Origin of the sequence: Methylobacterium nigriterrae, assembly GCF_037106235.1 — a bacterium.
GTDB lineage: Bacteria > Pseudomonadota > Alphaproteobacteria > Rhizobiales > Beijerinckiaceae > Methylobacterium > Methylobacterium nigriterrae.
Window position 1 is genome coordinate 1 of record NZ_JBAWTG010000143.1, and the last position, 11,395, is coordinate 11,395.

The following is an 11,395-nucleotide window of genomic DNA, read 5'->3' on the forward strand; positions in this document are numbered from 1 at the left end:
TTCTGCTTCTGCTCCTAGTGCGCCGATGTCTGACGGTTAGTTTCGTACCATGCCGGAGAGTGGCCAGTCAGCAGAGGTCTGATCCTATTACAATCTCGGTTGCCGCGGCGTCCGCTCCGGAGATGCCCTCTGAGGCGACCGGACGGCTGGAATGAACGCAAAGCGGAAGTCAGGCCTCGACACCGCAATTGAGCGCGGCATCATCAGCGCCGCCGCCAGACGGCCCCCGGCTCGAGCGGACCGGGCAGTTAGCCGAATGCTCGTGCTTCCGCAGCCGGGGACAACAGGGGCGTTTCTATAGAGATCATCTTCCTCCTTTCTGTTACTGTGATCCCCGGGGTTGTCCCTCAGAAGGTAGAGCCCTCCTCTCTGGTTGGCGCACCTTCACGAGGGGCGCTCGCCGCATTCAGACGAGTCAGATATGACAGGCGTTCTGGCTTGGCCGTACTGCCTTCAGTTGGCCCCGCAGGCGCAGCGAGGCCTCGGCCAGGAAGCGACGCTTTCGGGCATCGGCACCGCCCATCATCATGGACCACGAAAGGAATCTTTTGCTGGGTGATCTGCCCCCACGGGAGTGGTCCGCCCTTTAGTATGGCTTTTGAGCCTGGAGGACGGACGAGATGGCGAAGCGACCCAAGCCTGAGGAGATCGTTGCCAAGCTGCGGCAGGCGGACGTGCTGATCTCACAGGGGCAGAGTGTGGGTGAGGCGATCCGCGCGATCAGCGTGAGCGAAGTGACGTACTATCGCTGGCGGCGTGAGTTTGGCGGCCTGAAGTCGGATCAGGTCCGGCGGATGAAGGATCTGGAGACCGAGAACCAGCGGCTGCGCAAGGCGATCGCGGATCTGACGCTGGACAAGCTGATCCTGCAGGAGGCGTCCCGGGGAAATTATTGAGCCCCGCGCGCCGGCGCGCCTGTGTCGAGCACATCATGGACGTCCTGCACGTCTCCGAGCGCCGCGCCTGTCGGGCGCTCGGTCAGCATCGCTCGACACAGCGCAAGGTGCCGCGGGGCCGTGATGACGAGGCGGCGCTGACGGCCGGCCTTGTCGAATTGGCAGGGAGATACGGGCGCTACGGCTATCGCAAGATCAGCGCGTTGCTGAAGGCGGCCGGCTGGCTGGTCAACGACAAGCGGGTCGAGCGGATCTGGCGGCGCGAGGGGCTGAAGGTACCAGCGCGTCAGCCCAAGCGCGGTCGGCTCTGGGACGGGGACGGGTCGAGCCTGCGGCTGCGGCCGGAGCACCGCAACCACGTCTGGTCGTATGACTTCGTCGAGGCGCGAACCCATGACGGGCGCAAGTTCCGGATGCTCAACGTCGTCGACGAGTTCACGCGCGAGTGCCTGGCCATCCGTGTGGCCCGCAAGCTCAAGGGGGCGGATGTGATCGACGTGCTGTCGGACCTGTTCATCCTACGCGGGGTGCCCAGCCACATCCGTTCGGACAATGGACCGGAGTTCGTCGCCGAGTCCGTGCAGTCGTGGATCACCGCTGTCGGCGCGAAGACGGCCTATATTGCACCAGGCTCACCGTGGGAGAACGGGTACGTCGAGAGCTTCAACGCTCGTCTGCGGGACGAACTGCTCAACGGCGAGATCTTCTACACGCTCAAGGAGGCACAGATCGTGATCGAGAGCTGGAGATGCCACTACAACACGGTCAGGCCGCACGGATCATTGGGCTACCAACCGCCAGCTCCGGAGGTGTTCATGCCTGCCTTCACGGTCTGGCCCGCCGCTTCGGCCAAGCTGCCCGTGGTAGAGCGGCCAACCGTGCACTAACCTTGAACCTGGACCACCCCGTGGGGCAGATCAATCGCTGCAGGCTACCGCAGGAGGGCTCTTTGGATCAGGCGTCATAGTGCAAAAATGCCGTCACTCGGACTCCTAAGAGCCTAGCGCATGCGCGGCCAGCATATCTGACTCATGGAATTTGGTATGCCAAAACGTGCTGCACTGCGTCATACATTGTGCAACGCAAACATCGCACAGGGCGCCTACGATGACCGACCTGCTTCTCTACTATGGCTTTTTCGCCGCCGTAGCCGCGAACGTCTCGCTGGTGTTCTACGTCGCCGACCGCTTCAGCCCGAAGGCCGACACCGCTGCGCCCACACGTCCGGTCTTGGTCGGCAACGAGAACGCTCCCGCTGCCGCTGAGAAGCTCGCCGCCTGAGCGGCGCGCCAGTGCCTGCTTCGATATCGGACTAACCCCGACCGGTTCTGGCGGGGCTTTTTTTGTGCCCGGTAGGGTCATCGTCAGAGGCGTTGAACAGTCGGGTATGTCTCTGAGCCACTCCCGCACGTTCTGCGCTTCCGCATGCGTGTGTTGGGTCTCACAGGTGTGCTCGAGTGCCCTGCCGATGGCTCGGAAGCGCTCGTTGAGCAACTCGGCACGGAGCGCGGGCGTCATCAGCAGCCTCAGCACTGACACGAGGTTATGCGCTGTCAGGCTAGGCGGCTTGGTCGCACTTTCCCGGCCTTTGTCTCGGCTGTCAGGAGCGGCGTCCCTGGAAAGCTGACCTCCCTCAAGTGGGCGGCCGAAGTCCAGGGAGGAAACGCCCAGTGAAGGATGGCCTCAGGGCGACGCTATCGCCGCGGCAAGAACGTGCATACGGGATGCAGCCCGTCGTGCCACCCTTAAGGATGGTCTCGTCCATCAGCGCATCTGCACTTACGATCCCGCACGTCGGTCGAGATGCGGATCACATCACTCGGCAGGTGTACGGTACAGATAGCTGTTGAATGAAGGCAGTTCCGCTTCAGAACGGGCGGTGCGCGGGAGCGGTGAGAGTTGCCGAACCGGCCGGTGAACCTTGTCACGCCTTCGGATCAGATGCTCCAAGCGCCGTTGCGAGCTTTGGTGCGGCTGCGCTGGTGACAGCTCAAGACTGCGCTTCGTCCAGAATAGATCGAGGAGCATGAGGACGATCCAGGGACCAGCGATGCCGATGAAAAACGCCATGGCCTTCCCTCTCCCTCGGCGGCGCGGTTCTGCACTCGAGGACGGGAAGAATAGGCGCCGCTCTCGAACTCTCAACGGCATCCGCCCTCTTGCGGGCCGATGATCTCGGCCTGCACGCTGACAAGATAATCGGTGAGGTGCTGATTAAGGGCGTGGTCCCGGCACTGGACCCACAGCGGGACTGGCAAGGCGAGTGGGTTGAGTTTGCGCAGGATTGCCTCAGCCATGATGGCTGCCCCCCTCTCGTCCGAGAAGGCCAGCAAGCGCGCCCTGAGGCGTGCCGATCATGATGGCAATGCTGGCCATGCGTCGGCTCTGCTCAGCTTCAAGCACAAAGCTATCTATTTTTGAATTCTTATGCCGCAACTTAGACACCGCGCAGGTTATCACCAGTCCTCAAGATTTTGTACAAGCACATATCACCCATGTTGCACCGAGACATGTTGCTGCCCCATTTGACCACATTTTGCCGCTCCGTCGAAACGATGACGGAAAGGCACGATGGTCTCGAACGCCCGCTTGGCGCTCCTCGCATTGGTCACGGCTGCGTGTGTTGTTGCGCCCAGCGCAGAAGCTGACGAACGCTCGTTCGCGCAAGCTGGGGTGGCGTCCTGGTACGGCCCGGGCTTTCACGGCCGGCGCACGGCCAACGGCGAGCGCTTCGACACACACGCGCTGACAGCCGCTCATCGCACCCTGCCCTTTGGCACGCAGGTGCGGGTCACCAACAAGACCAACGGACGCTCCGTCGTGGTGCGGATCAACGATCGTGGCCCGGTTGTCGGTGGGCACGTGATCGACCTGTCGAACGCCTCCGCTCAGGCCATCGGCCTCTCCGGAACAGCCACAGTTAGCATTGCACGCCTCTGATCTACGTCGTCCCGCGCTCGATCGCCGAGCCTGAGCGGGAAGCTCAGTTCGGTGAAGCCGGCCTTGGTCAGGATGGAAGCGGGCGGGGGGCCGAACGGGCTTGCCGCTCTCACGGCCGATAGGACGCGCTGAACCGCTACCCCAGCCGCGGAGCGGCGGATGAGCGGCGCGGCTCCAGCTCGTCCGCTTCCATAATTCCCCTTACGCGAAGGGGAACGCGCACGTTAGGCGAATTCCGCAGCCACACGCGGACCGCGGTAGCCTGCTGCGCGTCCGAGCCAGTGATAGTTCTTCCATGTACTACCAAGCAAACCCTTCTCGTCAAAGCCGTACAAACAGATAGTAGAGCGGAACCATCTGCTCGACCTCATTGTAGCTCTCGTAGTGGGAGCTTGCAGCCACGTGCGCGAGGAGGGCCAATGCAGCTAGTTGTTCGGATCTTACTTGCCGCCGTCCTCATCGTCGCTGACGCAGTTCAGGCCTCTTCCGTGATAGCGGCGGAGAGCCGTGCGAAGCCCATGGCTGGCGGGCCCGCATCCTATCAGGATCGCGAGAAGAGCATGCTGGAAAAGAGTGAGAGAACCTGGAAGCGCCTGTCCGCCTCCATCTGCACAGGATGTGGTGCGCCGCCCCAGCCGTCGCAGGCTGCCCTTCTCACGTCACGCTACGGCGTTGCTCCGGATCCGAACTCGCCAAAGGAAGCGGGGCTCAAGAAGCCGGAAGTCGCACAACCTGCAACCCGCGAGCGCTCGCGCGTTGCTGACGAACGACAGATTCGGTCGCGTCACGCGAGCGCCCGAAGGCAGGTCCGGAGTCGTGCTCGGCTGGCCGCTCATGTCCGCGGCCGCACCCGGTACGCTCTTCGGCATCCGACGAGGAGCTACAGGCGTTTTGCTCGCGTATGGGCTCAGCCTGTCAGCCTGCAGCCACGCATGTATCGAAGCCACCGGCGCGCGCACGTGACAAGGAGGCCGTACAACCACGTTGTTCTCCTTGGAAGCACCTGGGTCAGCCCACGTGATCGGGGCTACCCGCTTCCCCGCCGTTCTCGCCAGCGGCATGCGCTCTGCGCCTATGACCGCGGCTTCTTTTCGGTTCTGGGCTTGTGGCCGCGAGTGTGCGTGAGTTCGCTCTAGCTTGTCGCCGTCTGCCGGTTTTACCCGAACGGGAGCAGGCGATCCCATCAATCTCCTCACGCGAACTGGGCGGCTCCATAACGCTCAACCTGCGAAAGCCGGTTTCCAGCAGGATATCTGCCTCTGTGAGCCGAGTGACCCAACTTCCGCTTATAGCGCAATCCGGCCCTACAGACTGGGCCGTTGCAACGGCTGCTTTCGGTCTGCCGGGGCGATAGTGGGTACGGCCGGAATGGGCGCAAAGCTGAAGGTCCGCTTCCGGGCTGAGAGCCAAGGTCCGGTGGTGGCGCATTCCGGTCTTTCCGCCGAGCGCACGGGAATCTGCACCCTCTGCCGTTTGCCAGCCCCACAGCGGTCGCGGGCTTCTCTCGCCGGAACCTTGGCGCTCATCGCATCAAACACGTCGCCGCAGGCTGTCGGGCCAAGTTGTCGCGAGAAGCCACGCAACGATGCCTTCCGGTCACGAGCAGGCGAACCTGCCCCGAACGGACCCAGAACAAGCAAGGGGAACGGCGGGGAACACCATGGGAACGCCCCGACCGTTCAGGTCGATCGGAACACCAGCGGGATCAGGGGGTTAGGTGGAGCGGGCGATCGGGATCGAACCGACGACATTCAGCTTGGGAAGCTGTGGTTGAGCTTTGATTTTGCTGGAAGATGTTCCCCGCAGCCGTCTGACGCTGGGTACACACCGGCCACCCGCCCTCCCCGGAGGTCAGGTCCCGTGTGGCCGTCCCGCATCAGCTGAACAGGCTCATGGCGCCTGGCACCGACTAGGAGCCTCACAGTGCGGCTACGCAGGAGGCCGTCCAGCCCGGATTCCGATCTTAAGCTTGAGGGGAGCGGACCGGCGACAAACCAGGAGCTCACGGCCGCCAACGGATGACGGCGTCACTTCTCCTTGGATGCCGAGCTCGGCTCCTTCGCGATGAAACCCGCACTTTTGGCGAGATCCTGCCCAAGGCTGAGCGCCGAGCTGACTGCTCGGGCCATCTCGCTGGCCTGCAGATCCACCAGCTCAATCGGAGACTTCGCGCCGCTCAGGGCACGAAGATGCGTCAGAGCCGCCTCGCCCTCCTTGCGCAGGTACGACCAAACGCTCACGTTCGCTTCAACGGCCGTGCGCGCGAACCCGAGCGGACCGGCAAGCCCCAGGGCCGGATTGACCCTGCGGCCTCTCCAGCTGCTCACGCGCCCGGCCACATCGTCCTTGGCGCTCGCACCCGTGATCTGCGCAGGTTGCGGCTGCGCCGGACCGCTGGTCTCAGCCGGAGCAAGTTCGGCTGAAGCTTCGACACGAGGATGGAGTGCGCGCCTGTCGGTAGACAGCTTCATGCGAGAGGTTTGACCCGCTGCCGGGCGTGTTGCTCCTCGAACTGCACGGGGCTCAGGTAGCCGAGTGCAGAGTGCAGCCTTTTGGTGTTGTAGACCTCGTCGATGAAGCGCGGAAGATCGGCCGCGACATCGGCGAAGTTCTCGTACTCCGTCACGTACACCGCCTCGACTTTGAGCGTCTTCATGACAAGCGCTGAGCTCCCTGTCTCACCCGCGCTGGCCAGCCGCTGCATCATCGACACGGCCTTAAGCTCCCGCTGCAGCGAGCTGCTGAAGGTGACTTGGTTCAGCCGTTTGTCAATTTGTGGCGAGGTCCTCGGCAGCCCGGCCCCGTTTGCCGGAATGATTTGCACCACGAGTACCTCGGAGGTCTCCGTCGCGCTCACAAGCGGCAACACGCTCGACCGAAGCTGAGCAAGGATGGGCAAGATTTTTAAGCGTCGAATTGGGACCTATAAGCAATCCTAACGCAGCGGAATTTTTGCGTGAATTGGCTTCCGCTGCCAGTGAGGGTGAGCGCCGTGACGGTACGCAATCTCGACGCTTTCTTCGAACCCCGCTCAATCGGGATCATGGCTGACAGCTTCGAGGCTGGCACTCATGGCGCTCTGGCGCTCGCTGCCATGGCTGCTGCCAAGCCCAAGGCATCCGTCTTGCTGGTTGGTCCTGCTTCAGCCGACGCCCCGTTTCCGGTCGCCCCATCGCTGGACGGTGTCGAGTGCGCGCCCGATCTCGTAATCGTCGCCCTGCCTGCTGGTAGCACACCCGCCATCCTTTCGAGCCTCGGCGAGCGGGGCTCGCGCGCCGCTGTCCTGACGCAGCACGACGTTCACGACGCTGAGCTGAAACGTACCCTCCTGTCCGTTGCGCAACGCAGCGGCTTGCGCCTGCTAGGTCCCGGCTCACTCGGCCTGCAGGTCACCTGGGGTCCGCTCAACGCCAGCCTCCTCCAGCATGTCTCGCTTCCGGGCGGCCTCGCGGTCGTTGCCCACTCGGCCTCGATACTTTCAGGCATCGTCGGTTGGGCGCGATCCCGCAACATCGGCCTGTCCGCAGCCGTCTCGGTCGGGGCGGGGCTTGACGTTGACGTGCCGAACTTGCTGGATTTCCTCGCCCAGGACGTCCGCACCCGGGCCATTCTGCTCCATCTCGACCGGATCCGGTGCCCGCGCGCCTTCGTCTCCGCGGCGCGCCGCGCTGCGCGCACCAAGCCCGTCATCATCCTGAAGGCCGGGCGGCACGAACCGCCACCGCCCAGTCTCGGCCTATGGCAGCTCCCACCCGACCGTGTTTACGATGCAGTGTTTCGCAGGATCGGTCTGGTCCGCGTAAACAGTGTTGTCGAGCTCTTCGACGCAGCGGAGTTTCTCGCGCGCACCAGAACGAGATTGCAGGGGCAGCGGGTTGCCCTCGTGTCCAACAGTGCAGCTCTTGCATCCCTCGCGGCTGATCACGTGCTCGACTGCGGCCTTGAGCTCGCCTCACCAGCCGCGGAGATCCTACGCGAGGATCTTGGCGGCGAACGTCCCTTCGACCTTGGTGCGGACGCATTGCCTGCAGTCTATGCCCGGGCGCTCAGGGCTCTTCTGGCCGACACCGGAACAGATGCGATCGTTGTCCTGCATGCAGCCAACCCGTTCGTTGATGCCAACAAGGTTGCGGATGCGATCATCGGGGCTGTGACAGCACAGGCTCATTCGGCTGGATCGCACAAGCCCTTGGCTTTGGGATGGTTTTGCGATCAGCCCGACGCGGTCGGACGGCTGCAAGAGCACAGGGTGCCGGTTTTCGCCACGCCCTTCGACGCGGTGACCGGCCTCTCGTTTGGGCTCGAGCATCGGCGTGCCCAGGACGAGTTGATGCAGATGCCGCCCGATCTGTCGGATCTGTTCACGCCAGCCCCTGACCCCGCTCGCGAGCTACTGCGGCGCTACGTCTTTGAAGGACGCCTTGCTCTCCTTGAACGCGAGACCACCCGCTTGCTGCAGACCTACGGCATGGACCTTGAGCTGAGCGGTGATGAGGCAGAGTTGTGTATCGGGGTTGCCGATGATCCCGCATTCGGGCCTCTCATTGCCCTGGGGGTGCCGGGATCGGCAAGTGTCAGCACCGTCGCGCTCCCCCCTCTTGATCTGCCCCTTGCGGAGGCGCTGTTAACTCGTGCCCCAGCTCAGCTGAGGGCACTCCTACCCGGCGACATGCGGCGGTCCCTGGCCCTGCTTTTGGTTGAGATCGCGCAGCTTGCGGCGGACTGCCCCTCGATCCGAGAGCTCAGGCTTGCGCTCGGACGGCACGACAGCTGGTGGACGCTTGTTAGAGCGCGCGTGAACTTGGAGCGGCAGGCGACACCAATCAGCGTGGCTGCCACCCGGCGTCCAAATCCTCGCTTCGTCATACGCCCGTACCCGCGCGACCTCGAGGGCTGGCTGACGCTCAAGGATGGACGACCCGTTCGCGTGCGGCCAATCCGCCCGGAGGACGAGGCGCTTTATCCGGCGTTTGGCGAGTGCATTGAGCCCGATGATCTCAGGTTGCGCTTGTTCGCTCCGGTGAAGAACCCCTCGCGCGCCTTCATCGCCCGCCTCACGCAGATCGACTACGCGCGCGAGATGGCGCTGGTGGCGTTGGATCCTGCGACGGGTGCGCTGTTGGGCGTGGTGCGGATCACCGCCGATCCGGACCTGGAATGCGCTGAGTATGCGGTCATCGTCCAATCCAAGCTCAAGGGGATCGGCTTAGGCTGGGAGCTGATGCAGCGGATCATCGCGTATGGGCGGAGCATCGGTCTAAAGCGGATCACGGGCGAGATTTTGCGGGAGAACACGACCATGCTGCGAATGGCGAAAGGCCTTGGGTTCAGCGCAGTGCAGTGCCCCGATGACCCTGCGCTGAACTGCGTCAGCTTGAGCCTAGCGGCGGCAGCGAAGGACTGACGCAGTCCGTCGCGCAGACCGGCGCGGGTGCGGCGGATCCTGCCGTGATCCCAAACTTCGTGAGCGAAAAGAGTCGGTTTCGCTGTCGAGAAAGTCCTTGATTGCTCTCGCTGACCGGAACTCTCGCGCTAATTTTCGTCGTGGGATGGAACGTACAACAACATCCGGAAGCTCGGGCCGAACAACCGGCCGACACGTCGCCTGTTCCCGCAGCGGCACGGTAGGTGCGGCATGACCACCCTGTACCTCCACCACTTGGCCGCGCTGAACCATCTGGCCGAGCCTGGACATCCGGAGCGGGCGGACCGCATCCGCGTGATCGAGCGTGTCCTCGAGCAGGAACGTTTCACCGCGCTGGCCCGGGAGCAGGCTCCGCTCGCGCCTGTCGAGCCGATCCTGCGGGCTCACGACGCGCGCTATGTCGAGTCTGTGTTCGACGATCTCGGCCGGGGCGGACCGCTGCGGGCGGATGTGGACACTCCGGTCTCCATCGGGACCCACGAGGCGGTGCTGCGCAGCATCGGCGCCGTCTTGCAGGCCGTGGACGAGGTCATGACGGGACGGGTGCGGAACGCGTTCTCGGCGATGCGCCCACCCGGCCATCATGCCGAGCGGGCCAGGGCCACCGGCTTCTGCTTCTTCAACACCGTGGCCGTCGCAGCGCGGCACGCCCGGGCCGGTCACGGCGCCGATCGGGTCGCGATCCTCGACTGGGATGCCCACCACGGCAACGGCACGCAGGACATCTTCTGGGATGATCCGAGCGTGCTCTACTGCTCGACCCACGAGATGCCGCTCTACCCCGGGACCGGAGCGGCTGGCGAGCAGGGTGAATACGGCACGGTCGTGAACGTGCCGCTCGCGGCGGGCGACGATGGCGCAGTGTTCCGCGAGGCGCTGGAGCGGATCGTGCTGCCGCGGATCGCGGCGTTTCGGCCCGACCTCCTGCTGGTCTCGGCCGGCTTCGACGCGCATTGGCGCGATCCGCTGGCCAACCTCAACCTGACGGAGCGAGACTTTGCTTGGGCAACCCAGCGGTTGGTGGAGGTGGCCGCGCGGGTCTCCGGCGGGCGCATCGTGTCGGTGCTCGAAGGCGGCTATGACCTCATCGGCTTGTCACAATCGGTGTCGGCGCACGTCGCAGCTCTGATGGAGGCGTGATTCCATCTCCGTCAACGCTGGCGCTCCAGTCCAGTGACAGGCGCGTTCGTTGAGATGGACAGGTAACGTGTGCCGCTGGCGGGCCCACCTCGCGTAATGGCTGCATGTGCGCCCGAACACCTGTCTCGCATGGAGAGCTCCGCGACCGTGTCCTCGTGGGCAGGTATGGCCTGCAGTCCGGTGTGCGGTGCACCATATCGGGGTGGCGGGGCGTCCACGTTCATCGGGCGAGCATGGGACGAACGTGGGTGCGGTGAGTTGTGCGTTTTCACCGGCAACGCGGGCTGAGGTCAGGCCGGCCGATCATCTCGTTGAGCAGCGCGATGGCAGGCTCTGCGTCATTGTGGCCACCACGGGGCGGGTCATCTACACGCCACCGGATTTCCTGAAGGACGCGATCACGCGCCACGCTGACCTGCAGCTTCTGGCAGCTGCGTTCAACCGCGGTGAGCGGTATATCGATGCCGTCATGGCTTTTGAGGCCGATCGCAGCGACGAGCTTCGCGCCCGTCGAGCCGTCTCGTCGGTGCTCAGCCGGAGTGGCCGGGCTGGTTGAACGGTCTGCACAGAGCGACGGGCGATCGGGCGAGGAAGTCTCCCGACCGCGGCACTGCGGGCCACACTCAGATGAGGCCATCACCTGGAGCAGACAAGCGCGTGGTGTTGGCTGCGACATGCTCACGAAAGCGCGCGATCACCGTCTCGGGTGAGCCACCCGTCAGCAGCGTGCCGGCTGCCTCAAGGGCCGCACTCACTTTTTCGCTGACCATCAGCTGCGCCTCGGTGTGAGCTTCAAAGCCGCCCCAGGCCAGCTTGACGAGGCGCATCTCCATCACCTTCTGCGCCTCAAGAGCCAGCAGGGCGGAGCTGTAGCAGGGACCGAACATGGATCTCTCCTGATCCTCCTCTGAATGAGTGGACACCTCTGCTACGCTCCCATGGGGGCTGGAAGGTGTCTGATGGGGACAACGAAACGAACGTTCACGCCGGAGTT

General features: G+C 64.1%; 11 protein-coding genes and 1 tRNA gene. 6 read left to right on the forward strand and 6 right to left on the reverse strand.

Going from position 1 to position 11,395, the window contains the following annotated elements; all coding sequences use genetic code 11:
• Positions 1–620: 620 nt before the first annotated feature.
• Positions 621–1,783, forward strand: a protein-coding gene (locus tag WDW90_RS31360; protein WP_336491472.1) for an IS3 family transposase whose coding sequence is annotated in 2 segments (ribosomal slippage) — positions 621–882 and positions 882–1,783 — 1,164 coding nt in all. Because the reading frame shifts where the segments join, the coding sequence is not laid out codon by codon here.
• A 220-nt stretch (positions 1,784–2,003) separates the two neighbouring features.
• Positions 2,004–2,177, forward strand: a complete 174-nt coding sequence (locus WDW90_RS31365; RefSeq protein ID WP_336491474.1) for a hypothetical protein — start codon at positions 2,004–2,006, stop codon at positions 2,175–2,177.
• A 534-nt stretch (positions 2,178–2,711) separates the two neighbouring features.
• On the opposite strand, the gene WDW90_RS31370 is transcribed toward WDW90_RS31365, so the two are convergent.
• Both WDW90_RS31370 and WDW90_RS31375 read right to left on the reverse strand, forming a co-directional pair.
• Positions 2,712–2,966 carry a hypothetical protein gene (locus WDW90_RS31370; RefSeq protein WP_336491475.1) on the reverse strand — a complete coding sequence of 85 codons (255 nt, stop codon included), beginning with the start codon at positions 2,964–2,966 and terminating at the stop codon, positions 2,712–2,714.
• A gap of 71 nt (positions 2,967–3,037) precedes the next feature.
• A complete protein-coding gene (locus WDW90_RS31375; protein WP_336491477.1) occupies positions 3,038–3,193 on the reverse strand; it encodes a hypothetical protein in 156 nt (51 codons plus the stop codon).
• Positions 3,194–3,467: 274 nt separating this feature from the next.
• Here WDW90_RS31375 and WDW90_RS31380 point away from each other — a divergent pair, with 274 nt between their 5' ends.
• Complete coding sequence (locus tag WDW90_RS31380; protein ID WP_336491478.1) at positions 3,468–3,836, forward strand: septal ring lytic transglycosylase RlpA family protein; 369 nt, start codon at positions 3,468–3,470, stop codon at positions 3,834–3,836.
• A 1,718-nt stretch (positions 3,837–5,554) separates the two neighbouring features.
• Here WDW90_RS31380 and WDW90_RS31385 read toward each other — a convergent pair.
• The 3 genes from WDW90_RS31385 to WDW90_RS40935 form a co-directional block, all read right to left on the reverse strand.
• Positions 5,555–5,675: transfer RNA gene (locus WDW90_RS31385), tRNA-OTHER, on the reverse strand.
• Between the two features lie 188 nt (positions 5,676–5,863).
• A complete protein-coding gene (locus WDW90_RS31390) occupies positions 5,864–6,307 on the reverse strand; it encodes a hypothetical protein (RefSeq protein ID WP_336491479.1) in 444 nt (147 codons plus the stop codon).
• Entirely contained in the window at positions 6,304–6,663 is a 360-nt protein-coding gene (locus WDW90_RS40935; protein WP_431311160.1) for an IS3 family transposase, read from the reverse strand. The genes WDW90_RS31390 and WDW90_RS40935 overlap by 4 nt, the downstream gene beginning before the upstream one ends.
• Before the next feature lie 165 nt (positions 6,664–6,828).
• On the opposite strand from WDW90_RS40935, the gene WDW90_RS31400 reads away from it, so the two are divergent.
• The 3 genes from WDW90_RS31400 (at position 6,829) to WDW90_RS31410 (ending at position 10,957) form a co-directional block, all read left to right on the forward strand.
• Positions 6,829–9,240: a bifunctional acetate--CoA ligase family protein/GNAT family N-acetyltransferase gene (locus WDW90_RS31400; protein WP_336491480.1), complete on the forward strand. Its 2,412-nt coding sequence runs from the start codon at positions 6,829–6,831 to the stop codon at positions 9,238–9,240.
• 231 nt (positions 9,241–9,471) lie between these two features.
• Positions 9,472–10,401 (forward strand): histone deacetylase family protein, encoded by a 930-nt coding sequence (locus WDW90_RS31405; RefSeq protein ID WP_336491482.1) that lies wholly within the window; start codon positions 9,472–9,474, stop codon positions 10,399–10,401.
• Between the two features lie 244 nt (positions 10,402–10,645).
• Entirely contained in the window at positions 10,646–10,957 is a 312-nt protein-coding gene (locus tag WDW90_RS31410; RefSeq protein ID WP_336491483.1) for a hypothetical protein, read from the forward strand.
• A gap of 67 nt (positions 10,958–11,024) precedes the next feature.
• Here the strand turns inward: WDW90_RS31410 and WDW90_RS31415 are convergent, their stop codons facing one another.
• On the reverse strand, positions 11,025–11,288 hold the full coding sequence (locus tag WDW90_RS31415; RefSeq protein WP_336491485.1) for a hypothetical protein: 264 nt from the start codon (positions 11,286–11,288) through the stop codon (positions 11,025–11,027).
• Positions 11,289–11,395 lie beyond the last annotated feature (107 nt).

What these genes read in the sequence shown, in the direction of transcription:
- WDW90_RS31365 (WP_336491474.1), top strand. Translation starts at nt 2,004, where the DNA reads ATGACCGACCTGCTTCTCTACTATGGCTTTTTCGCCGCCGTAGCCGCG.
- WDW90_RS31370 (WP_336491475.1), bottom strand. Translation starts at nt 2,966, where the DNA reads ATGGCGTTTTTCATCGGCATCGCTGGTCCCTGGATCGTCCTCATGCTC.
- WDW90_RS31375 (WP_336491477.1), bottom strand. Translation starts at nt 3,193, where the DNA reads ATGGCTGAGGCAATCCTGCGCAAACTCAACCCACTCGCCTTGCCAGTC.
- WDW90_RS31380 (WP_336491478.1), top strand. Translation starts at nt 3,468, where the DNA reads ATGGTCTCGAACGCCCGCTTGGCGCTCCTCGCATTGGTCACGGCTGCG.
- WDW90_RS31390 (WP_336491479.1), bottom strand. Translation starts at nt 6,307, where the DNA reads ATGAAGCTGTCTACCGACAGGCGCGCACTCCATCCTCGTGTCGAAGCT.
- WDW90_RS31405 (WP_336491482.1), top strand. Translation starts at nt 9,472, where the DNA reads ATGACCACCCTGTACCTCCACCACTTGGCCGCGCTGAACCATCTGGCC.
- WDW90_RS31415 (WP_336491485.1), bottom strand. Translation starts at nt 11,288, where the DNA reads ATGTTCGGTCCCTGCTACAGCTCCGCCCTGCTGGCTCTTGAGGCGCAG.